Annotated in this window: 23 protein-coding genes; 15 read left to right on the forward strand and 8 right to left on the reverse strand. The window is 59.6% G+C overall.

The features are described 5' to 3' along the window. Positions 1-163: 163 nt before the first annotated feature. Entirely contained in the window at positions 164-1657 is a 1494-nt protein-coding gene (locus D8V06_RS10100) for a CoA-acylating methylmalonate-semialdehyde dehydrogenase (RefSeq protein WP_056852531.1), read from the reverse strand. A gap of 74 nt (positions 1658-1731) precedes the next feature. Continuing rightward, positions 1732-3081 carry an aspartate aminotransferase family protein gene (locus D8V06_RS10105; RefSeq protein ID WP_075947886.1) on the reverse strand — a complete coding sequence of 450 codons (1350 nt, stop codon included), beginning with the start codon at positions 3079-3081 and terminating at the stop codon, positions 1732-1734. A gap of 126 nt (positions 3082-3207) precedes the next feature. Between D8V06_RS10105 and D8V06_RS10110 the strand changes: the two genes are divergently transcribed. From D8V06_RS10110 to D8V06_RS10135, 6 genes are all read left to right on the forward strand, one after another. After that, a complete protein-coding gene (locus tag D8V06_RS10110) occupies positions 3208-4128 on the forward strand; it encodes a LysR family transcriptional regulator (RefSeq protein WP_130905783.1) in 921 nt (306 codons plus the stop codon). Between the two features lie 90 nt (positions 4129-4218). Next, the gene (locus tag D8V06_RS10115; protein WP_056852528.1) at positions 4219-4869 is read left to right on the forward strand and encodes a TetR/AcrR family transcriptional regulator; all 651 of its coding nucleotides are present in this window, start codon (positions 4219-4221) and stop codon (positions 4867-4869) included. Positions 4870-4876: 7 nt separating this feature from the next. Then, positions 4877-5458: a YigZ family protein gene (locus D8V06_RS10120; protein ID WP_056852527.1), complete on the forward strand. Its 582-nt coding sequence runs from the start codon at positions 4877-4879 to the stop codon at positions 5456-5458. Between the two features lie 557 nt (positions 5459-6015). Continuing rightward, a complete protein-coding gene (locus D8V06_RS10125) occupies positions 6016-7581 on the forward strand; it encodes an ABC transporter ATP-binding protein (RefSeq protein WP_130930903.1) in 1566 nt (521 codons plus the stop codon). A gap of 11 nt (positions 7582-7592) precedes the next feature. After that, positions 7593-8699, forward strand: coding sequence for an ABC transporter permease (locus D8V06_RS10130; protein ID WP_130930904.1), 1107 nt, complete (start codon positions 7593-7595; stop codon positions 8697-8699). Beyond that, on the forward strand, positions 8699-9625 hold the full coding sequence (locus D8V06_RS10135) for an ABC transporter permease (RefSeq protein WP_130930905.1): 927 nt from the start codon (positions 8699-8701) through the stop codon (positions 9623-9625). The genes D8V06_RS10130 and D8V06_RS10135 overlap by 1 nt, the downstream gene beginning before the upstream one ends. A 71-nt stretch (positions 9626-9696) precedes the next feature. Here D8V06_RS10135 and D8V06_RS10140 read toward each other — a convergent pair whose 3' ends face one another. Next, on the reverse strand, positions 9697-10146 hold the full coding sequence (locus D8V06_RS10140; protein WP_130930906.1) for a hypothetical protein: 450 nt from the start codon (positions 10144-10146) through the stop codon (positions 9697-9699). A gap of 82 nt (positions 10147-10228) precedes the next feature. On the opposite strand from D8V06_RS10140, the gene D8V06_RS10145 reads away from it, so the two are divergent. The 3 genes from D8V06_RS10145 to D8V06_RS10155 all read left to right on the forward strand — a co-directional run bounded on the left by D8V06_RS10145 (position 10229) and on the right by D8V06_RS10155 (position 12842). Further along, positions 10229-10585, forward strand: coding sequence for a MerR family transcriptional regulator (locus D8V06_RS10145; RefSeq protein ID WP_056852522.1), 357 nt, complete (start codon positions 10229-10231; stop codon positions 10583-10585). 19 nt (positions 10586-10604) lie between these two features. After that, positions 10605-11294 (forward strand): SDR family oxidoreductase, encoded by a 690-nt coding sequence (locus D8V06_RS10150; RefSeq protein WP_130930907.1) that lies wholly within the window; start codon positions 10605-10607, stop codon positions 11292-11294. Between the two features lie 189 nt (positions 11295-11483). Then, entirely contained in the window at positions 11484-12842 is a 1359-nt protein-coding gene (locus tag D8V06_RS10155; RefSeq protein ID WP_056852520.1) for an 8-oxoguanine deaminase, read from the forward strand. 118 nt (positions 12843-12960) lie between these two features. On the opposite strand, the gene D8V06_RS10165 is transcribed toward D8V06_RS10155, so the two are convergent. Then, positions 12961-14052: a calcium:proton antiporter gene (locus tag D8V06_RS10165; protein ID WP_130930908.1), complete on the reverse strand. Its 1092-nt coding sequence runs from the start codon at positions 14050-14052 to the stop codon at positions 12961-12963. A 283-nt stretch (positions 14053-14335) separates the two neighbouring features. Here D8V06_RS10165 and D8V06_RS10170 point away from each other — a divergent pair, with 283 nt between their 5' ends. The 3 genes from D8V06_RS10170 to D8V06_RS10180 all read left to right on the forward strand — a co-directional run bounded on the left by D8V06_RS10170 (position 14336) and on the right by D8V06_RS10180 (position 17614). Beyond that, entirely contained in the window at positions 14336-15418 is a 1083-nt protein-coding gene (locus tag D8V06_RS10170; protein WP_130905777.1) for a BMP family ABC transporter substrate-binding protein, read from the forward strand. Between the two features lie 193 nt (positions 15419-15611). Beyond that, entirely contained in the window at positions 15612-16577 is a 966-nt protein-coding gene (locus tag D8V06_RS10175; RefSeq protein ID WP_130930909.1) for a 2-oxoglutarate and iron-dependent oxygenase domain-containing protein, read from the forward strand. Positions 16578-16660: 83 nt separating this feature from the next. Continuing rightward, the gene (locus D8V06_RS10180; protein ID WP_130905775.1) at positions 16661-17614 is read left to right on the forward strand and encodes an adenosine deaminase; all 954 of its coding nucleotides are present in this window, start codon (positions 16661-16663) and stop codon (positions 17612-17614) included. Positions 17615-17675: 61 nt separating this feature from the next. On the opposite strand, the gene D8V06_RS10185 is transcribed toward D8V06_RS10180, so the two are convergent. Together D8V06_RS10185 and D8V06_RS10190 are read right to left on the reverse strand one after the other, a co-directional pair. Further along, positions 17676-18410 (reverse strand): helix-turn-helix transcriptional regulator, encoded by a 735-nt coding sequence (locus D8V06_RS10185; RefSeq protein ID WP_056852515.1) that lies wholly within the window; start codon positions 18408-18410, stop codon positions 17676-17678. A gap of 314 nt (positions 18411-18724) precedes the next feature. Further along, on the reverse strand, positions 18725-19654 hold the full coding sequence (locus D8V06_RS10190; protein WP_056852514.1) for a LysR family transcriptional regulator: 930 nt from the start codon (positions 19652-19654) through the stop codon (positions 18725-18727). A gap of 115 nt (positions 19655-19769) precedes the next feature. Here D8V06_RS10190 and D8V06_RS10195 point away from each other — a divergent pair, with 115 nt between their 5' ends. The 3 genes from D8V06_RS10195 to D8V06_RS30355 all read left to right on the forward strand — a co-directional run bounded on the left by D8V06_RS10195 (position 19770) and on the right by D8V06_RS30355 (position 21452). Beyond that, on the forward strand, positions 19770-20063 hold the full coding sequence (locus tag D8V06_RS10195) for a putative quinol monooxygenase (protein WP_130930910.1): 294 nt from the start codon (positions 19770-19772) through the stop codon (positions 20061-20063). Positions 20064-20095: 32 nt separating this feature from the next. Beyond that, complete coding sequence (locus tag D8V06_RS10200; protein ID WP_130930911.1) at positions 20096-21109, forward strand: zinc-binding alcohol dehydrogenase family protein; 1014 nt, start codon at positions 20096-20098, stop codon at positions 21107-21109. A 169-nt stretch (positions 21110-21278) separates the two neighbouring features. Further along, positions 21279-21452: a hypothetical protein gene (locus tag D8V06_RS30355; RefSeq protein WP_177336546.1), complete on the forward strand. Its 174-nt coding sequence runs from the start codon at positions 21279-21281 to the stop codon at positions 21450-21452. A 3-nt stretch (positions 21453-21455) separates the two neighbouring features. On the opposite strand, the gene D8V06_RS10205 is transcribed toward D8V06_RS30355, so the two are convergent. Both D8V06_RS10205 and D8V06_RS10210 read right to left on the reverse strand, forming a co-directional pair. Next, positions 21456-22652: a multidrug effflux MFS transporter gene (locus tag D8V06_RS10205; protein ID WP_056852511.1), complete on the reverse strand. Its 1197-nt coding sequence runs from the start codon at positions 22650-22652 to the stop codon at positions 21456-21458. Positions 22653-22743: 91 nt separating this feature from the next. Beyond that, entirely contained in the window at positions 22744-22941 is a 198-nt protein-coding gene (locus D8V06_RS10210; protein ID WP_056852510.1) for a cation transporter, read from the reverse strand. Between the last annotated feature and the right edge of the window lie 142 nt (positions 22942-23083).

Raw genomic sequence — 23083 nt, forward strand, 5'->3', positions numbered from 1 at the left:
TTACCAAGGAGTTTTCCGTTTCGACTGCGCCGGAAGTGGGGCGAATTATAGACACATGAGATCTGCCGTCAACCGCTATTTTCACAAATCTGTCATATAGGTCAAAAAAGCCCGAAAACAAAGAAGCCGACCCATGGGTCGGCCTCTTTGTTTGCCCTTCTACTTACAAGCTAGGGAACGCGAACTGCGATGCTTCATGGCTCGCACGCTGAGGCCAGCGCTGAGTGATTGCCTTGCGGCGAGTGTAGAAACGTACGCCATCCGGGCCGTAGGCATGCAGGTCGCCGAACAGCGAACGCTTCCAGCCGCCGAAGCTGTGGTAAGCCACTGGCACCGGCAATGGAACGTTCACACCGACCATGCCCACTTCGATCTCGTCGCAGAACAACCGCGCCGCTTCGCCGTCACGGGTGAAGATGCAGGTGCCATTGCCGTATTCATGATCGTTGATCAACTGCATCGCTTCTTCCAGGCTGTTGACCCGAACGATGCACAGCACCGGCCCGAAGATCTCTTCTTTATAGATGCGCATCTCTGGTGTGACATTGTCGAACAGGCAGCCACCCAGGAAGAACCCTTCTTCATGACCGGCCACGGTCAGACCACGACCGTCCACGACCAGCGTAGCGCCAGCCGCTACGCCATCTTCGACATAACCGCTGACCTTGTCGCGCGCCTGACCGGTAACCAAAGGCCCCATGTCCAGGCCGCAGGAAGTGCCCGCACCGATTTTCAATGCCTTGATCTGCGGAGTGAGTTTGGCCACCAAAGCATCGGCAACCTGATCACCCACGCACACGGCCACCGAGATCGCCATGCAGCGCTCACCGCAAGAACCGTAAGCTGCGCCCATCAATGCACTTACTGCGTTGTCCAGATCCGCATCCGGCATCAGCACTGCATGGTTCTTCGCGCCGCCCAGGGCTTGCACGCGTTTGCCGCGCTTGGTGCCTTCGGCATAGATGTATTCGGCAATCGGCGTCGAACCGACGAAGCTCAACGCTTTGACTTCTGGCGCTTCGATCAGCGCGTCCACCGCTGTCTTGTCGCCGTGTACCACGCTCAGCACGCCCTTCGGCAGTCCGGCTTCCAGCAGCAATTGTGCGATCAGCAGTGTCGAGCTCGGGTCACGCTCGGAAGGCTTGAGGATGAAGCAGTTGCCGCAGACGATCGCCAGTGGGTACATCCACAGCGGCACCATGGCCGGGAAGTTGAACGGGGTGATACCCGCAACCACGCCCAGCGGCTGGAAGTCCGACCATGCATCGATGTTCGGGCCAACGTTGCGGCTGTATTCGCCTTTGAGAATTTCCGGCGCTGCGCAAGCGAACTCGACGTTCTCGATGCCGCGCTTCAGTTCCCCGGCAGCGTCTTCCAGGGTCTTGCCGTGCTCTTCGCTGATCAACTGCGAAATCCGGCCTTCGTTCTGTTCCAACAGTTGCTTGAAGCGGAACATGACCTGGGCCCGCTTGGCCGCAGGCGTGTTGCGCCAGGCCGGAAATGCAGCCTTGGCGGCGTCGATGGCGCTCTGGATGGTTTCGCGGGTCGCCAGCGGCAGCTTGTGAATAGCCTGTCCGGTAGACGGGTTGAACACATCGACCGCGCGACCGTTCTCGGTCACCAGTTCGCCATTGATCAAATGCGGAATAACGCTCATGGAAGCTCCTGAAAAGTTGTCCACAGGCGCCCGTTTCCGAACGCCCGTTGTTTATAGCTATATAGAAGGAGAAATCAGTCGATCTTGCTCAGCACTTCGCCAACCGCATCGAACAGGCGATCAAGGTCTTGCGGCTTGCTGTTGAAGGTTGGGCCGAACTGCAGGGTGTCGCCACCGAAGCGCACGTAGAACCCGGCTTTCCACAGTGCCATGCCGGCTTCGAACGGACGAACGATGGCGTCACCATCACGCGGGGCGATCTGGATCGCTCCGGCGAGGCCGAAGTTACGGATGTCGATGATGTTCTTGGTACCTTTCAGACCATGCAGTGCATTTTCGAAATGCGGTGCGACTTCAGCCACGCTCTGTACCAGGTTTTCCTTTTGCAGCAGGTCGAGCGCTGCCAGGCCCGCGGCGCATGCCACCGGGTGCGCGGAATAGGTGTAGCCGTGCGGGAATTCCACCGCGTACTCAGGCGTCGCCTGGTTCATGAAGGTCTGGTAAATCTCGGAGCTGGCGATCACCGCGCCCATCGGGATAGCACCGTTGGTGACTTGCTTGGCGATGCACATCAAGTCCGGAGTGACGCCGAAAGTGGTGGCGCCGAACATGGTGCCGGTACGCCCGAAACCGGTGATCACTTCGTCGAAGACCAGCAGGATGTTGTGCTGATCGCAGATTTCGCGCAGGCGCTTGAGATAACCCTGAGGCGGAACCAGGACACCGGCGGAGCCGGCCATTGGTTCGACGAATACGGCGGCGATGTTCGAAGCGTCGTGCAGTTCGATCAGCTTCAACAGTTCGTCAGCCAGTGCGATACCGCCCTGCTCCGGCATGCCACGGGAGTAAGCGTTGCTGGCCAACAGCGTGTGCGGCAGGTGATCGACGTCCATCATCGCCTGACCGAACAACTTACGGTTACCGTTCACACCGCCGAGACTGGTGCCGGCAATGTTCACACCGTGGTAACCGCGGGCACGACCGATCATCTTGGTTTTGGTCGATTGGCCTTTCAGGCGCCAGTAAGCGCGGACCATCTTCACGGCCGTGTCAGCACACTCCGAACCCGAGTCTGTGAAGAACACGTGGTTCAGGTTGCCCGGTGTCAGGTCGGTGATTTTCTCTGCCAATTGGAAGGAGAGCGGATGGCCGTACTGGAAGCCTGGCGAGTAATCGAGGGTGCCCAGTTGCTTGGCCACCGCCTCTTGGATTTCCTTGCGGGTGTGCCCGGCGCCGCACGTCCACAGACCGGACAGCGAGTCATAAACCTTGCGGCCCTTGTCGTCGATCAGCCAGCTGCCTTCTGCACCGACAATCAGGCGCGGGTCGCGCTGGAAGTTGCGGTTGGCCGTGTACGGCATCCAGTGAGCATCCAGTTTGAGCTGGCTGGCCAGGGATGTCGGAGCGTTTTCAGGCAAGTTCATGAGCGAAACCTCGCAAGGCGATAAGCGACATAGGGATATAAAAACCGTTCTTGCAGCTAAATTGCCACGGGGATAAAGTCGGTGAAATCCAACTTTTCTAACCTTTAGTCAGGTCATCACTAAACTATGTCCAGCCGCCGTCCCGATCCACTGGCGCAAGTCAGCGACTTTGATATTCGCTTGTTGCGGATCTTTCGCAGCGTCGTCGAATGCGGCGGCTTCTCTGCGGCGGAAACAGTGCTCGGCATCGGTCGCTCGGCCATCAGCCAGCAGATGAGCGACCTGGAGCAGCGCTTGGGTTTGCGTCTTTGCCAACGCGGGCGTGCCGGTTTTTCCCTGACCGAAGAAGGCCGGGAGGTTTATCAATCAGCGCTGCAGTTGCTGAGCGCACTGGAAAGTTTCCGCACCGAGGTCAATGGTCTGCATCAGCATTTACGCGGGGAGTTGACCATTGGTCTGACTGACAACCTGGTCACCCTGCCCCACATGCGCATCACCCACGCCCTCGCGCAATTAAAGGAACGTGGCCCGGACGTTCAAATCCAGATTCGCATGATCGCGCCCAATGAAGTGGAGCAAGGTGTGCTCGACGGTCGCCTGCATGTCGGCGTGGTGCCGCAGGCCAGTGCCCTGTCGGGGCTGGAATATCAACCGCTGTATAGCGAGCGCTCGCTGCTGTATTGCGCGGTCGGCCACCCGCTGTTTTATGTCGACGACAAGCAACTGGACGATGTGCGCCTCAACAGTCAGGACGCCATCGCCCCGACTTTCCGCCTGCCGGCGGAGATCCAGGCCCATTACCAGGCACTCAATTGCACCGCCAGCGCGTCGGACCGCGAAGGTATGGCGTTCCTGATTCTGACCGGCCGTTATATCGGCTACCTGCCCGACCATTACGCGAGTCTCTGGGTGCAACAGGGTCGATTGCGCGCGCTGAAATCAAAAACGCGCTTCTACGATTTGAGTCTCGCCTCGGTCACGCGCAAGGGTCGTCGCCCACATTTAGTGCTGGAGAGTTTTCTGGAGAGTCTGGCGGCGACGCGTTAATGATCGTTGCGCCGCATAAGGACTTGTCTGGAGCCTGTGGGTGCGCTATCAACGCAATGCCCGCACCCACCCACCTGATCGGAAGTGCCCATGACCTTTGAAGTCCCAGCCCACGGCGGAAAACCCGCCAGCCGCATTCGTCAGAAAAACGAAGAGACCATCATCAAAGCCGCCGAAGACGAGTTCGCCCGTCACGGGTTCAAAGGCACCAGCATGAACACCATCGCCTTGAATGCAGGCTTGCCCAAAGCCAATCTGCATTACTACTTCACCAATAAGCTGGGTTTGTATGTGGCGGTGCTGAGCAACATCATCGAGTTGTGGGACAGCACCTTCAATACCCTGACCGCCGACGATGATCCGGCCGAAGCGCTGACGCGTTACATCCGCGCCAAGATGGAGTTTTCCCGGCGCCAGCCGCAAGCCTCGCGAATCTTCGCCATGGAAGTCATCAGCGGCGGCGAATGCCTGACCGAGTATTTCAACCAGGACTATCGCACCTGGTTCCAGGGTCGTGCCGCCGTGTTTCAAGCTTGGATCGACGCTGGCAAAATGGATCCGGTCGACCCGGTGCATCTGATATTCCTGTTGTGGGGCAGCACTCAGCATTACGCTGACTTCGCCACGCAGATCTGCCGAGTCAGCGGTCGTACCAAATTGACCAGGCAGGACATGGAAGACGCCGGCAACAACCTGATTCGCATCATTCTCAAAGGCTGCGGCCTGACGCCAACTCTCTAAGACGACTATGCCTTTTACCCTCAGCGACTTTTGCGAATACCGCGAAGAGATTCGCAAAAGCCGCTTCATCACCTACGCCGCGCCGATCAGCAGCCCTGCCGAGGCCCAGGCGTTCATCGAACAGCACAGCGACCTGAATGCCACGCACAATTGCTGGGCGTGGAAGCTCGGCGATCAATACCGCAGCACCGATGATGGAGAGCCCGGCGGCACTGCGGGACGACCCATCCTGGCGGCGATCGAAGCGCAGGATTGCGATCAGGTCGCGGTGCTGGTGATTCGTTGGTACGGCGGCATTCAACTGGGCACCGGCGGATTGGCCCGGGCTTATGGCGGTGGCGCCAACAAATGTCTGCAAGCGGCGCCGAAGGTAGAACTGATCAGCCGCGTGCCGCTGCGGTGCGCCTGTGCATTTGGCGAACTCGTGCTGGTGAAGTTACGCGTCGTGGAAAACGGCGGGCTGGTGGTGCAAGAGGACTTCACGGCCAATGGCGTAGAACTGCAATTGGCTGTAGGGGCCGAGCAGATCGCCACCTTGCAAACTCAACTCGCCGATTTGAGCCGTGGGCGCATTCTCTTGCAGCGCTGACTGAGTCAAAAGATCGCAGTTTTCCCCTGCGATCTTTTGGGGCACAGGGTTTTATCCCCTATTCCATATTTGCCCACATCTACTGTGCACCCGACTGTGGATAACCTGAGCACATACTGCTGTAACCCTTCTGTCATGCGGCTTTGCGGGCTTTGCTCATTTTTCATCCAATTCACTGTCAAAACGTTAAAACCAAAGTAAAAACAATTAGTTAGATCGGTTTATCACCTTTAGAAGAAAGCCACACAGCGCTTATGCCCAAGTTTTAAGCTTGCGCACAAATACTGTGGAGCAATCTGTGGATAACCCGTTCATGGCTGACGCGGCCCCATATCCGGCATGGCTTGCAGCGCACTGCTCATTTTTTGACCAAAACCGCACGCGCAAAACCGGAGCCAGATCAACGGCTTTGCCCTCAGATGGTGCCGCGGTTTACATCCCGCCCAGCGAAGTGCCGGACTCAACGCTCCGGTTCAAACGGCTCGGATGATTTCCTGACCTACTGGCCAGAAAATTGCTTTATCCACAGGCATAACTTCAATCGAACCGAGCCTGTCATGACCCACGCCGCGCCCATTGTCGATGCAACCCCTCGCCTGCAATTGCGCAGAATCAGCAAGCGCTACCCCGGCTGCCTGGCCAACGACGCTATCGATCTGAGCATTGCACCCGGTGAAATACACGCCCTGCTGGGGGAGAACGGCGCGGGTAAAAGTACCCTGATGAAGATCATCTACGGCGTCACCCATGCCGATTCAGGCGAGGTGATATGGCAAGGGCAGCGGGTGAGCATGCGCAATCCCGCCCAGGCGCGTGGCCTGGGAATCGGCATGGTGTTCCAGCATTTCTCGCTGTTCGAAACGCTTAGCGTGGCGCAAAACATCGCCTTGGCCATGGGTGCGGCGGCTGGAACGCCAAGAGAGCTGGAACCGAAGATTCGTGAAGTGTCGCAGCGCTATGGCATGGCCCTGGAGCCGGAGCGACTTGTCCACAGCCTGTCGATCGGCGAACGGCAACGGGTGGAGATCGTTCGTTGCCTGATGCAGGACATCCGCCTGCTGATTCTTGATGAGCCGACGTCGGTGCTGACCCCGCAAGAGGCCGATGAGCTGTTCGTCACCTTGCGCAGGCTCGCTGCAGAGGGCTGCAGCATTTTGTTCATCAGCCACAAACTCGCTGAAGTCCGCGCGTTGTGCCATAGCGCGACTGTGCTGCGGGCTGGTCGGGTAGCCGGGCACTGTGTGCCGGCCGAGTGTTCGGATCAGCAACTGGCGCAATTGATGGTCGGCGAAGCGGCGGCGTTGATCACTGACTATGCAAAAGCGACGGGAAGGGATGTCTGGCTGAATGTGCAGGGTTTGTCCTGGCACAACCCGGATCCATTCGGCTGTTCGCTCAACGGCATCAACCTTGAAGTGCGCAGCGGTGAAATCGTCGGCATCGCCGGGGTTGCCGGCAATGGTCAGGATGAATTGCTGGCGTTGCTCAGCGGTGAACAACGATTGGCTCGCGCCGATGGCGCCAGGATCAGTTTCGGCCACGAACCGGTCGCGCATTTGCGCCCCGACGCACGCCGCCTGCGCGGGCTGGCATTTGTCCCTGCCGAGCGGCTGGGGCATGGCGCCGTACCGGAATTGAATCTGGCGGACAACGCACTGCTCACTGCTTTCCAGCAAGGACTGGTGAGCCACGGCCTGATCCAGCGCGGCAAAGTCCAGGCGTTGGCCAACACCATCATCGAACGTTTCGGGGTCAAGACTCCGGGCGCGCAAGCACCGGCCCGCAGCCTGTCCGGTGGCAACTTGCAGAAATTCATTCTCGGCCGGGAAATCCTCCAGCAGCCCAAGCTGTTGGTCGCCGCGCACCCGACCTGGGGTGTTGACGTCGGGGCCGCCGCGACGATCCATCGCGCGCTGATTGCCTTGCGCGATGCAGGTGCGGCGATCCTGGTGGTATCTGAAGATCTCGACGAACTGTTCCAGATCAGCGACCGCCTTGGCGCCTTGTGCAGCGGACGAATGTCGCCACTCAAAGCCACCGTCGATACCCGCCTGACCGATGTCGGTGGCTGGATGGCCGGCCAGTTCGATACCCCTCAATCCTCGGTGTCCGCCACACTTTAACGGAGAGTCACATGCTGCTTTCTCTTGAACCCCGGGGCCAGCAATCACAGGTGATGTTGTGGTGTTCGCCATTGCTGGCGGCGGTCCTCACGCTGGGCTGTGGCTCATTGCTGTTCCTGGCATTGGGACATGCCCCCTGGCTGACCTTGCATACCCTGCTGATCGCGCCGGTCAGTGACTTGTATGGCGTCTGTGAGTTGCTGGTCAAGGCCTTGCCCATTCTGCTGTGCGCACTGGGCCTGGCGGTCGCGTACCGGGCGCGAATCTGGAACATCGGTGCCGAAGGTCAACTGTTGCTCGGCGCATTGGCTGGCAGTGCGCTGGCGGTAAACATCATTGATATGCAAAGCCGCTGGGCACTGGTTTTGATCCTGCTGGCCGGAGTTCTGGCCGGCGCGGCATGGGCCGGCCTGACCGCGTGGTTGCGAACCCGCTTCAACGCCAATGAAATCCTGACCAGCATCATGCTCAACTACATTGCCCTGAACCTGTTGTTGTATTGCGTCCACGGTCCGCTGAAAGACCCCGAAGGCTTCAACTTTCCGCAATCGGCGATGTTCGGTGACGCCAGCCGGTTGCCGCTGTTGACGGAGGATGGCCGGTTGCACGCCGGGGTGTATTTCGCCCTGCTCGCCTTGGTAACGGTGTGGGTGTTGTTGCAGAAAAGTTTTGTCGGTTTCCAGATCAAAGTGCTCGGGCTGGACAAGCGCGCGGCCGGGTTCGTCGGCTTTCGCGAGAAACGCCTGATCTGGCTGGCGCTGCTGATCAGCGGTGGCCTGGCGGGGCTGGCGGGGGTTTGCGAAGTCACTGGTCCCATTGGCCAGTTGGTACCGCAGGTGTCTCCGGGGTACGGCTACGCGGCGATCACCGTGGCGTTTCTTGGGCGGCTCAACCCCGTCGGAATTCTGCTTTCCAGCCTGTTGATGGCGCTGCTGTACATCGGTGGCGAGGGCGCGCAAATGAGCATGAATTTGCCACAGGCCATCACTCAGCTGTTCCAGGGAATGATGCTGTTTTTCCTGCTGGCCTGTGATGTGCTGATTCTTTATCGACCGCGATTGAACCTGCGCTGGGCACGCCGCGCACCCACCACCGCCGTACACGCAGGAGCGCTTTGATGGATATCGATCTGCTGAGCAATATTTTCTACGCCATGGTGCGCTGCGGTACGCCGTTGTTGCTGGTGGCGCTGGGCGAACTGGTTTGCGAAAAAAGCGGCGTACTCAACCTGGGCCAGGAAGGCATGATGCTGTTCGGTGCGGTGATCGGGTTCATCGTCGCCTTCAACAGCGGCAACCTGTGGCTGGGTGTGTTGCTGGCGATGCTGGCCGGGATGTTGTTGTCGTCCCTGTTTGCACTGGTGGCACTGATGTTCAACGCCAATCAAGTCGCGACCGGATTGGCCCTGACGATTTTCGGCGTGGGGCTTTCAACCTTTGTCGGCGCGGCGTGGGTGGGCAAACCGTTGACAGGATTCGAGCCGCTGGCGATCCCGTACTTGAGCGACATTCCGCTGATCGGGCGGATGCTGTTTGCCCAGGATCTGCTGGTGTATCTGTCATTCGCGTTATTCGCGCTGGTGGCCTGGGTGGTACTGAAAAGCCGCACCGGGCTGATCATTCAGGCCGTCGGGGAAAACCCCGATGCAGCGAGCGCCATGGGGTTGCCGGTGTTGCGCGTACGCACGTTGGCGGTGTTGTTCGGTGGTGCCATGGCCGGGTTGGCCGGGGCTTATTTGTCCCTCGCCTATACCCCAATGTGGGCGGAGAACATGAGCGCCGGACGCGGCTGGATAGCGCTGGCGCTGGTGGTGTTTGCCAGTTGGCGGGTGTGGCGCCTGCTGCTCGGTGCGTATCTGTTCGGCCTCGCCAGCATCCTGCACCTGGTGGCCCAGGGGTTGGGGCTGGCGATTGCGTCGAGTCTGTTGGCGATGCTGCCGTATGTCGCGACTATTGTGGTGCTGGTGTTGCTGTCACGCGATGCATTGCGCACGCGGTTGTATGCGCCGGTATCGCTGGGGCAGCCGTGGCAGGCCGGACATTGATGACGACTGCTCCGGCCTCATCGCTGGCAAGCCAGCTCCCACAGCTTTTTATGATGTGACACAGACCTCGCTTAAACCCGAGCGCCTGGTGGGAGCGGCGGTGCGACGGTTCGACTTGCCCGCGATGAGGCCCTGACAGGCAACACTTGAGCAATGCCCCACGCCAGTTCGAGGACCAGGAAACCCACCACCAACAAACTGGCGCCGTGGGCCAGGGCATATGCCAGCCACGCGGCGAACAAAAACCGCGCCACCGCGTCATAGCGTCCATAAACCTGCTGCGGATCACGAATCCGCAACACCGACCACACGCAGACAATCGAGCCCAACAAATTCGCCATCAACAGGTGTACCGGTTCGAACGGTGGCAGCTCACCGGGCAAATTCAGGGCCTGGCTCACCCCCGTCAGAAGCCCGTGCAACAGGGCGAAACTCCAGGGCGTGACAAACGCCGCCGTGACGATCAGGTCATACCAGGCACTGCCTTGCACCAAGCGACGGTATTGCGTTGAAGTCCACATCGACATTGCTCCATCAATTCAGGAGCAACAAGGCTAAAGCCTGGAGTATGCTCCAGGGTCAAGCCCTCCATGAGTCGAGAAAATGCGCATCGGTGAATTAGCCCAGGCCAGCGCCGTCAGCCGTGACACATTGCGCTTCTATGAGCAGCGCGGATTGATCGCGGCGCAACGCAGCGCCAATGGCTATCGCGACTATCCGCCCGACATGGTGCAACTGGTGCAGTACATCAAGACCGCTCAACGGCTGGGCTTTACCCTCGGCGAGATCGGTGACAGCGTAGCGGCCATCTCGCAGTCGCCTGATCCCGACAGCGCCGTCACGCAATTGCTGCAAGACAAACTCAAACTGATCGAAACCCGCATGGCCGAACTCGGCGCCCTGCGCGAAGAGTTGCAACAACGGCTCGGGCAACAGTGTCCATTGAATCCACGATTCTGAATCTACAAGGAAGCCACTCATGTCTACGGCAAAAACCGCACTCATCATCGGCGCCTCCCGCGGCTTGGGTCTTGGCCTGGTAAAGACCCTTCTGGCCGATGGCTGGCGAGTCACCGCTACCGTGCGCAACCCGCAGAATGCCGATGCGCTGAAGGCGCTGGGCGAAGTACGGATCGAGAAACTCGACATGGACGATCAGCAAGCGGTGCTCGCCTTGAGCCAACAGCTCAAGGGCGAGGTGTTCGACCTGCTGTTCGTCAATGCCGGGGTCAAGGGCCCGGACGTCCAGACGCCGAATGGTGGTGCAACGCTGGCCGACGTCGGTCAGTTGTTTTTCACCAACGCCGTGGCACCGATCAACCTGGCCCAGCGTTTTGTCGGGCAGATCCGCCCGGACACCGGCGTCCTGGCGTTCATGAGCTCGGTGCTGGGCAGCGTGACCATGCCCGACGCGCCGGAGCTGGCACTGTACAAGGCGAGCAAGGCCGCGCTGAATTCCATGACCAACAGCTTCGTCACGCAAATGGGCGAAACCAGACTCACGGTGCTGTCGATGCATCCGGGCTGGGTGAAAACCGACATGGGCGGTGAAGGTGCGGACATCGATGTGGAAACCAGCACCCGTGGTCTGGTCGATCAGGTGAACGCGTACGTCGGCAAGGGCGGGCATCACTTCGTCAATTATCGGGGTGAAACCATTCCCTGGTAATCCGCCGCCCCTGTGTGAGCGAGCTTGCTCACTCACACAGGGGCATGGGTTGTTCGGTCGGGCCGGGCTTGCCCATGGCGGCGATTTGATCGAAACTTCGCATCTCGCCTCCCCGGCGACCCTGGATCAGCAGACAGGGCAACACTGAGCTGGCAACCCTGAACCCAACTTTCAGAGGAGCCGGCCAACATGCCTGCGACCCGTACCTGGTTAAAAAATCCCCTCGCCATTTTCACCTCCAACGATCTCGATGCCCGTGGCGGCCTTGTGCTGCAAGACGGTGTGATCGTCGAAGTGCTCGGCCTCGGTCAACAACCATCGGCGCCATGCAATGCCGTGTTCGATGCCCGCGAACATGTGATTCTGCCGGGCCTGATCAACACCCATCACCACTTCTATCAAACCCTGACCCGCGCCTGGGCGCCGGTGGTCAACCAGCCGTTGTTCCCGTGGCTGAAAACCCTGTACCCGGTATGGGCTCGGCTGACCCCGGAAAAGCTCGCCCTCGCCACCAAAGTCGCGCTGGCTGAGTTGCTGTTGTCCGGCTGCACCACCGCGGCCGATCACCATTATCTGTTCCCCGAAGGCCTGGAGAACGCGATCGACGTACAGGTCGAAAGCGTTCGCGAACTGGGCATGCGGGCGATGCTGACGCGCGGCTCCATGAGCCTCGGCGAAAAGGACGGCGGGCTGCCGCCGCAGCAGACTGTTCAGGAAGGCCAGGTGATCCTCGATGACAGCCAACGCCTGATCGCCGAGTACCACGAACGAGGCGACGGTGCGCAAATCCAGATCGCCCTGGCGCCGTGCTCGCCGTTTTCGGTAACCCCCGAAATCATGTCCGCCAGCGCCGAACTGGCGAACAAACTCGACGTTCGCCTGCACACGCACCTGGCCGAAACCCTCGACGAAGAAGACTTCTGCCTGCAACGTTTCGGCCTGCGCACCGTGGATTATCTGGACAGCGTCGGCTGGCTCGGCCCGCGCACGTGGCTGGCACACGGCATTCATTTCAACCCGGACGAAATCGCCCGCCTCGGCGCCGCCCGCACCGGTATTTGCCATTGCCCGAGTTCGAACATGCGCCTGGCTTCCGGCATTTGCCCGAGCATCGAACTGACTGACGCCGGCGCGCTGCTCGGTTTGGGCGTGGACGGTTCGGCGTCCAACGACGCCTCGAACATGATGCTCGAAGCGCGTCAGGCGCTGTACATCCAACGCTTGCGCTACGGCGCTGAAAAGATCACGCCGGAACGTGTGCTGGGTTGGGCAACCAAAGGTTCGGCCAGTCTGCTGGGGCGTACCGATATCGGCGAACTCGCGGTGGGCAAGCAAGCCGACCTGGCGCTGTTCAAGCTTGATGAGCTGCGGTTCTCCGGCAGCCATGACCCGGTGTCAGCGTTGCTGCTGTGCGGCGCGGACCGTGCGGATCGGGTGATGGTCGGCGGCAAGTGGCGAGTGATCGATGGACAGGTCGAGGGGCTGGATCTCAAAGGTCTGATCGCCGATCACAGCCAGGCGGCTCGGCAGTTGATTGCCGGCACCTGATCGCCACGATCCTTGTGGGAGCTGGCTTGCCAGCGATAGCAGACTGTCAGCCAACAGAGATGTTGAATGTGACGGCCTCATCGCGGGCGAGCCCGCTCCCACAGGTTTCTCTGGCGGTTCAAAGACCCAGCAACGACAACATGATGAATGTCGCGAACAGCACAAAGTGAGTCATGCCTTCGATGGCATTGGTTTCACCATCGTTGAGGTTGATCGCGCTGACGATCAGCGTGAGGAAGATCATCACGGTCTGCACCGGGGTCATGGCCATCTGGAAGGGTTGGCCGGTGTAGAGCGCCATGGCCTCCATCACCGGCACCGTCAGGATCACCGTCGACAACGACGCCCCCATGGCAATGTTCACCACCGACTGCATACGGTTGGCCAATGCCGCGCGTAATGCGGTCAGAATTTCAGGCGCCGCCGAGATCGCCGCCACCAGAATTGCCGTGACCACCGGCGGCGCGCCCGTTCCTTCCAGGCCCAGGTCGAGGGTATTGGACATCACCTCGGCCAACGCGCCAATCACTACAACACCCAACACCAGCAGGCCGATCGACAGCGTCAGGTTGACCGGCGTCGGTTCCTCGTCCATGGGCGTTTTCTTGCGGCGCTTGTCCGGGTAGCTGTAACTGAAAAAATAACTGTGCGGCCCGACCTGCATGCGCAGGAACAATGTGTAAAGCACCACCATCGCACCAATGGTGAACGCCGAATAAAGCTTCCAGTTGGCTTCGGGAATGAACTCCGGCACCACCATGGAAACGCCCATGGCGGTGAGGATCATCACGCTGTAGCTGCGCGCAGAATCATCGTTGTACGACTGTTCGCCGTGCTTGAGCCCACCCATCAACGCCGCCAGGCCGAGGATGCCGTTGATGTCGAGCATCACCGCCGAGTAAATCGTGTCGCGCACCAGGGTCGCCGAGGCTTCGTTACTCATCATGATCGCCAGGATCACCACTTCCACCAGCACGGCGGCCAAGGTCAGGATCATGGTGCCGTAGGGATCGCCGACTTTTTCCGCGAGCAATTCGGCCTGATGGGCAACGCGCATGGACGCGGCGACGATGAAGGCAATCAGTACCAGCCCGCCGATCAGCGCGACCATCTGGCCGCTGTGCAGCAGCCAGTGTTCCAGCGGGAACGCAACGATGGCGGCGATCAAGGCCAGTAGCAGAAAGCTTTCTTGCTTGAAAATCGTGAGCATGGCGGGCCTTTTGCCGTGGGGTGCGATAAGCCACTGACTGCGGTGCGGCGCTAACGTTTCGTTAAACCTTAGCGCACCAGTGAATGGCAGCCGTGCCAGGCTGCGCACTTTTATCGGTCTTGCGGGCCCCATCGCCAGCAGGCTGGCTCCCACATTGGAATGCGTTCTCCTGTGGGAGCTTGCCTGCAAGCGATGGCCGTTACGCGGTTTCACCGTTTGTTGTCTTGTTGGTCAGCAATTTGCATTGCCCCTGCCAACCTCAAAACAAAATGGAGTTGGATTCATGCACAAACGTCCGTTGCAGAAGCTGCTTTGCGCCATCACCGCGGCCATCGGCCTGAGCGCCAGCCTGACCGTCAGTGCTGCCGATCCGCTGAAAGTCGGCTTCGTCTATATCGGTCCGATCGGTGACCACGGCTGGACGTATCAGCATGAACAGGGGCGCAAGGCACTGGCGGAAAAGTTCGGCGACCGGATCACCACTAACTACGTGGAAAACGTCGCTGAAGGCGCTGACGCCGAGCGGGTGATCCGCAACATGGCCAAGGATAAATACGACCTGATCTTCACCACGTCCTTCGGCTACATGAATCCGACGTTGAAAGTCGCCAAGCAGTTTCCCAACGAGATCTTCGAACACGCCACCGGCTACAAACAGGACAAGAATCTGGGCACTTACCTGGCACGCACCTATGAGGGGCGCTACGTCGGTGGATTCCTCGCAGCGAAAATGACCAAGAGCAAGAAAATCGGCTACGTCGCTTCGTTCCCGATCCCGGAAGTGATCCGCGACATCAACGCCATTCAGCTGGCCTTGAACAAATACAACCCCGGCACCGAGATCAAAGTGGTGTGGGTCAACTCGTGGTTCGATCCGGGTAAAGAAGCGGACGCCGCCAACGCGCTGATCGACCAGGGCGTGGACGTGGTCTTCCAGCACACCGACAGCCCGGCACCGATCCAGGCGGCCGAACGCCGCGGCGTATATGCCGTGGGCTACGCTTCGGACATGGCGCACTTCGGGCCGAAAGCCGTGCTGACTTCCATCGTCAACGACTGGGCACCGCACTACATTCAGGCAACCCAAAGCGTGATCGACCACACATGGAAGTCCCAGGACTATTGGGGCGGTTTGAAGGAAGGAACGGTTGAGCTGCCCATCAGCGACCTGGTACCGGCCGCAGTGAAATCAGAAGCCGAGCAGATCATCGCCGACATCAAGAGCGGTGCAATGCATCCGTTCACCGGCCCGATCAAGGATCAGGCCGGGGCCGAGAAAATTCCTGCCGGTGTGAGCGCGACCAATGCGCAGCTCGCGTCGATGAATTATTACGTGGAAGGCATGAAGGCCGAGATGCCGAAGTAAATTTGCCCCCCACACAAACCCTGTGGGAGCCAGCCTGCAGGCGATGACGGAACATCTGATCATTCCCACGCTCTGCGTGGAAATGCAGCCCGGGACGCTCCGCGTCCCAAAAGGCCGAACGCAGAGCGTCCGTTGAGGCATTCCCACGCGAAGCGTGGGAATGATCACATCTTAACGTTTTCAAGGATTGTGCATGAACAGTCTTCCGATCATCGACATCGCCCCGCTGTACAGTGACGACCAAACCGCCTGGCAATCCGTCGCCACTGAAATCGACCACGCCTGCCGCGAGTGGGGCTTTTTCTACATCAAGGGTCACCCGATCAGCGCCGAACGCATCGACGCGCTGCTCGACAGTGCCAAACGTTTCTTCGCCCAGCCCACCGCCGAAAAGCTCAAGATCGACATTACCCAGACCCGCCACCATCGTGGTTACGGCGCCATCGCCACCGAACAACTCGACCCGGGCAAACCCAGCGATCTGAAAGAGACTTTCGACATGGGCCTGCATCTGCCCGCCGACCATCCAGACGTGCTGGCGGAAAAACCCTTGCGCGGCCCCAACCGTCACCCGTCACTGCCCGGTTGGGCAACGTTGATGGAGCAGCATTACGTCGACATGCAGGCCTTGGCGCAGACCCTCTTGCGGGCAATGACTTTGGCACTGGGCATTGAACGGGATTTTTTCGATACGCGCTTCAGCGAGCCGGTCAGCGTGTTGCGCCTGATTCACTACCCGCCGCGCCATACCGCCAGCTGCGCAGAACAACAAGGTGCCGGGGCCCATACCGACTACGGTTGTATCACCCTGCTCTACCAGGATGCTGCCGGCGGCTTGCAAGTGCGCAATGTCAAAGGTGAGTGGATCGATGCGCCACCGATCGAAGGCACGTTCGTGGTCAACCTCGGCGACATGATGGCGCGCTGGAGCAACGACCGTTACCTGTCGACGCCGCACCGGGTGACCAGCCCCCTCGGCGTGGACCGCTACTCGATGCCATTCTTCGCCGAACCGCACCCGGACACCCGCATCGAATGCCTGCCGGGGTGTCAGGACGAATTGCATCCGGCGAAATACCCGGCCACCACGTGCGCGCAATTTCTGCTCTCGCGCTTCGCCGATACCTATGCTTATCGACGGGAGCAAGAAGCCGTGTAGTGAACCGGCTGGTCAGGTTTTGCCAATTGTTCGCGCCAGCACCTGTAGAATGTCCGCCATCTGCACCTGATGAGAAAAGAATTATGTACGACTGGCTGAACGCACTGCCCAAGGCAGAACTGCACTTGCACCTGGAGGGTTCGCTCGAGCCCGAATTGCTGTTCGCCCTGGCTGACCGCAACAAGATCGCCCTGCCGTGGAGCGATGTCGAAACCTTGCGCAAGGCCTATGCCTTCAACAACCTGCAAGAATTCCTCGACCTGTATTACCGGGGTGCCGATGTGTTGCGCACGTCGCAGGATTTCTACGACCTGACCTGGGCTTACCTGCTGCGCTGCAAAGAACAGAATGTGATTCACACCGAACCGTTCTTCGACCCGCAGACCCACACCGACCGCGGCATCCCGTTTGAAGTGGTGCTCAACGGCATCGCCGCCGCACTCAAGGATGGCGAGCAGCAACTGGGTATCACCAGTGGTTTGATCCTGAGTTTCCTGCGCCATCTGAGCGAAGAACAAGCGCAGAAAACCCTCGACCAGGCGCTGCCGTTCCGCGATGCGTTCGTCGCCGTGGGCCTGGACAGTTCCGAGATGGGCCACCCGCCGAGCAAGTTCCAGCGCGTGTTCGACCGAGCCCGTGACGAAGGCTTCCTGACCGTCGCCCACGCTGGTGAAGAAGGCCCGCCCGAGTACATTTGGGAAGCTCTCGACCTGTTGAAAATCCAGCGTATCGACCATGGCGTGCGCGCCATCGAAGACGAGCGCCTGATGCAGCGGATCATCGACGAGCAGATTCCGCTGACCGTGTGCCCGCTGTCCAATACCAAGCTCTGCGTGTTCGATCACATGTCGCAGCACAACATTCTCGACATGCTCGAACGCGGCGTGAAAGTGACCGTGAACTCCGATGACCCGGCGTACTTTGGCGGTTATGTCACCGAGAACTTCCATGCGCTGCACACGCATTTGGGCATGACTCAAGACCAGGCCAAGCGCCTGGCGCAGAACAGCCTGGATGCGCGATTGGTAAAACCCTGACGGATAAAACAGCCTCTGTGGGAGCTGGCTACCCAGCTTCCACAGGTTTGATCTCAGGCCGTTAAAAAGCCATTTCCAGCTCGGTTTGCTCGACGAAGCGTTGGATTTCACGTTGCCCGGCGGCGGTGACCTGCAAGGCACGCGAATCATTGGGCAGGTTCAACCAGCCCGACTGCATGAACAACTGCAACAACGCAGCGCCCAATGACCCGCCCATGTGTGGACGTCTCTCGCTCCAGTCCGGGCAAGCACATGCCGCCTTGCCCTGACGATGGGCAAGCGCCTGAATATATACACCGCGTGTCGCCAACTCGTTGGAGCCCTTGAGGGTGATCGTCACTCGATGATCAAACTGCTCGATCCACCCCGCATCCAGCAAACGCTGATAAAGATCAGCCGCCAGGGTTCCGCCCAGATGGTCGCCGCACAGTCGCGCGCGCAACATCGATGAGCGCAGAGCCTGCGGCTTGGCCAGGGGAGCGGAGCGTTTGAAAATGTCCGGAATGTCCTGCGGCGCGCTGGCCAGTGTTGCGCTGGCCAGTGCTTCGATCGCGGCACCGACTTCAGGGGCTGACAGACGGAAAAACCGCTTGCGCCCTCGGGTCTCGACTTTCAATAGTCCCCCGGCGGATAAACGCCCCAGGTGTGCACTGGCCGAAGAAGGAGAAAGGCCGGCCAACAAGGCCAGCTCTTCGGTTTGACGCGCCGAGCCATCCATCAAGGCCCACATCATTGCGCTGCGCTTTGGGTCAGCCAGCAAGGTGGCTATCTGGCTGATGCAAGGTGCATGTTCCATGTATTCACTCCCTGTTGAATCGTTTCGTCTACTGCTCAGAGACATCTTGACCAGTAATGTGTCGTCGGCCAAGACGCAGAAACCGCCATAGCCCGGGCAAAGTCTTTGCTCACCCAAGCCATCACCGGGTATCTGTTACAGAGGGCAGGCATTGGGACGCGTGACCAGGCCGACGCCAGCGGGGCTTCGCCATCGCGATCGACGGTGGGTACTTCGGGCGAGCGCTAGTATAGGCGGGTTGACGGCCGGTTCCTGCCCTCCGCAAACCGTTGGTGGTGATAGTTCCTGAGGGAAATTTCGCTTTTTAACTGCGACTAATCATCGATACCCGCCAACCCCGGAAAATGACTGCTCAATTTTGCGCATCGACTGGCAAGCATTTCCCGCAACAGGTTCACTGGCTTACTCAATTGTGCGCGATGGGCGCACAACAGATTCAGCGGTGCGCGCTCACAAACCAGCTCAGGCATCAGTATTTTCAAACGACCGGCAAGCACATCCCCGGCGACATCCAGCCAAGACTTGTAGGCGATGCCAGCCCCCGCCACCGCCCACAATCGCACGACATCGGCGTCGTCGCTGAAACGGTCGCCGCTGACGGTCAAACCGATCTCCCGCTTGCCATCGTGAAAGCTCCAATGATCGTGAACGCGGCTGCCAAGCATGAACAGCAGGCAATTGTGTTGCGCCAACTGCTCCAGTTGCCGCGGTTCGCCATGCCGGGCCAGATAACCCGGCGCGGCACATAACACGCGGCGGTTTTGCGGGGCGATGGGCAGCGCTACCAGGCTGGAGTCCTCCGGTTCGCCGTAACGCAGGGCAATGTCCACCGGTTGCCGGAACAGATCGGCGATTCGATCGCCCAACAGCAAACGCACGGTGAGCTTCGGGTGCTCGCGCTGAAACTCGTCCAGCCACGGCAACAGCAGGTTGCGACCGAAGTCTGACGGCGCCGACAGCTGCAACACGCCGCTGACCTGATCCTGACCACTGGCCAGCAAACGCCGGCCTTCATCGAGGTTGCTCAGCGCTGCCCGGGCGTATTCAAGGAAGCCTTCCCCCTCAGCGGTCAAACGCAGGCTGCGGGTCGAACGGGCGAGCAAGCGGGCACCGAGTTGCTGTTCGATGCGTTTCAACGCTGCGCTGGCCACCGCTGCCGACATGTCCATACCCCGTGCAGCTGCCGACAAACTGCCCAGGTCCGCAGCCCGAACAAACAACTGCAAGTCATCGAAACGCAGCATCCCTACACCCAATTATCAAAAAAATATTGAAAGAGACTGCTCTTTTAACGGCTTTTATCTTCAGGAGAAATAGCCAATCATCTGCCCATCGAAATCACCCGCTCCGGAGTCGCAGATGTCCCAGCCCTTTACCGCTATCGCCACCCTCATCGCCAAGCCCGGCCAACAGGATGCCCTCGAGCAACACCTGCGGGCGCTGGTGGAACCGACCCGAGCCGAAGCCGGTTGCGGGCAATATGACCTGCATCAGGACCTGGCCAATCCCCTGGCCTTCTACATGATCGAGAAGTGGAGCAGCGACGAAGCCCTGCAAGCCCATGACGACAGTGCGCACATCCAGAACTTTCGCGCCAAGGCCCCTGATTTTCTCGAACACTTCGAACTCACGCGCCTGCGCACGATCGCCTGATCGCTTGTTCTCTTAATGTTGCGGAGCCACACATGAAAGCCATTGCCTATTACGCGTCCCTGCCAATCAGCGACGAAAAATCCCTGCAGGACATCGAACTGCCTGAGCCGGTCGCCGGGCCGCGTGATCTGTTGGTGGAGGTCAAAGCGATTTCGGTCAATCCGGTGGATACCAAGGTCCGCCAGAACGTCCAGCCTGAAGGCGGCGCAGCCAAAGTGCTGGGCTGGGACGTGGCCGGTGTGGTCAAAGCGGTCGGCAGCGAAGTGACGTTGTTCAAGGCCGGCGACAAGGTGTTCTACGCCGGCTCCATCGCCCGCTCCGGTGGCAATAGCGAACTGCACGTAGTAGATGAGCGGATCGTCGGCCATATGCCGAAAACCCTGGGTTTCGCCGAAGCCGCCGCCCTGCCGTTAACCGCGATTACCGCCTGGGAGTTGCTCTTCGAACGCCTGCAAGTGCCCGAAGGTAATACAGACGAAAACCAAAGCCTGCTGATCGTCGGCGCGGCCGGTGGAGTGGGCTCGATTCTCACGCAACTGGCCAGGCAGCTTACCGGGCTGAACGTCATCGGCACCGCCTCACGTCCACAGACGCAAAGCTGGGTGAAAGAGTTAGGCGCCCATCATGTAATCGACCACAGCCAACCTTTGAGCGAAGAGCTCAAGCGCGCGGGCATCAACCAGGTCACCCACGTTGCCAGTCTGACCCAGACCGATCATCACCTGGATCAATTGGTCGAGGCGTTGGCACCGCAAGGCAAACTGGCGCTGATCGACGATCCGAAAACCCTCGACGTAACCAAGCTCAAGCGCAAGAGCCTGTCGCTGCACTGGGAATTCATGTACACCCGCTCACTGTTTGAAACAGCGGACATGATCGAGCAGCACCATCTGCTCAACCGCGTGGCGCAGTTGATCGATGCTGGCACATTGAAAACCACGGTTGGCGAGCATTTCGGCACCATCAATGCGGCGAATCTGCGCCGTGCACATGCCTTGCTGGAAAGCGGCAAATCCAAGGGCAAGATTGTGCTGGAAGGATTTTAACCACCGGTAAAAAACATCGCAGGCCGCCCCAGAGCCTGCGATGTGTTTTGTTACAAACCGTCAGTCCGACAGTTATGCCCTGTCACGATAGCGATCGCATTCAGGTCTACAATCGAATCTCCTGCGAGACCACCTTCTACGAGACATCTTTTACAAGAGGAATTCGGTAATGAAGATCCTGTTAAAAGAATTGGCAAAATCCCAGTGGCAAGTCCGCCTGGATCAACATGTCGTAACGTTCCGCAGCGAGTCCGAAGCCCGCAATTTCATGCGCACCCTGGAATCACGCATTCAAGCGCCTCACTCAATCCCCGTACTCCAACCACAGCGTGCTGCCGGCTGACCTTTAAACCGGGGCTTGCGCCATTGCCCGGGCATTTTGCAAACGCCGGGTGAACATCGCCACGCTCACCACCAGAATTGCACACAGGCTGATGACCATGGCCATCGGCATGGCGCTGCCGTCGTGCAGAACTCCCACCAGCGCGGCAGCACCGGCGGCCACGCTGAACTGCAGGCATCCGAGCATCGCCGAAGCGCTGCCGGCGCGAGCGCCCTGGCCGTTCATGGCGCACGCCGATGCGTTTGGCAGAATGCAGCCGAGGCTGGCGATACAGACAAAGAGCGGGATCAGTAACGGCCACAGCTGTGTCGTGTGCAATGCACTGACGCCAAGCAGAGTCAGGCCGGCACCCAGGTAGACCCACACGGCACGCGCAAGCAGGAATGCCGGCCCGCGCTTGGCCAGCAAACGCGCATTGACCTGCGCCACCAGAATGAAACCCGCGGCATTGGCACCGAAGAACCAGCCGAAATGTTCGGCCGGAACGCCATAAAGTTTGATGAAGACGAACGGTGAACCGGCAATGTAGGAAAACATCCCGGCGATGGCGATACCACCGGTCAACGCGTGGCCGAGGTACACCGGTTCTTTCAAGAGCCGAGCATATTGGCGCAACGCCCCCGATAGCGGTTGGCGTGGCAAATGGGCCGGCATGCTCTCGGGCAAGCCGAGTGCCACAGCCAACCCTGCCAGAGCACTGAAACCGGTCAGCGCAAGAAAGATCGACTGCCAGCCCGTCGTATTGACCAACAGGCCGCCGAGCATCGGCGCCAGAATCGGCGCCAGCCCCATCACCAGCATCAGCTGTGAAAACACTTTCGCCGAACCCACCGCGTCGCATTTGTCGCTGACGATCGCCCGGGAAATCACCATTCCCGCGCATCCGCCCAATGCCTGGACAAAACGTGCACCGATCAGCCATTCCAGGTTCGGCGCATAGGCGCACGCCAGCGAAGCGGCGGTGAACAGCCCCACGCCGGTGAGCAAAGGAATGCGCCGCCCGAAACGATCCGCCACCGGCCCGTAAGCCAGTTGGCCGATGGACAGGCCGAGGAAGTAGGCGGCCAATGTCAGCTGAACGTGTTTTTCATCCGTACCGAACGCGAGCGCCATGGCCGGGAAAGCCGGCAGGTAGAAATCGATCGCCAATGGACCGAAAGCGCTTAACGCGCCAAGAATCAGAATGGTACGGAAGTTCATCAGGCACCCAGGGGCATTAGTCGGCAGCCCGACAGTCTAGCCGCGCATGGACGCCTTGAACATTACGATAGCTCGCTAACTATTAAAAAGATCAGGCGAGTTTGGCGCCATAGCCCTCTTCGCTGATCGCCTCGATCACCTGTTGCGCTGTCAGGGCACTCTCGACGCCGACCTCTTTCGCCGCCAGATCGACCCGTACGCTGGCCGCAGGATCTTTAGCCTGAACGGCCTCGGTGATGGCCCTGACGCAATGACCGCAGGACATACCTTCAACATTGAACACTTGCATGGAAAACTCCCTGGATGTGGCTCTTGAATGAGGTTGAGTACAGTCTCGAGCTTGCCACCATGGCAAGGTCAAGTTCTGAAGTGATCTGCCGGGCTGGCAATCATCGTCGCGCTCGGCCAAGCTGCGAGCATCAATGACTCGA

The organism is Pseudomonas sp. Sample_24 (genome assembly GCF_004307605.1).
Lineage (GTDB): Bacteria > Pseudomonadota > Gammaproteobacteria > Pseudomonadales > Pseudomonadaceae > Aquipseudomonas.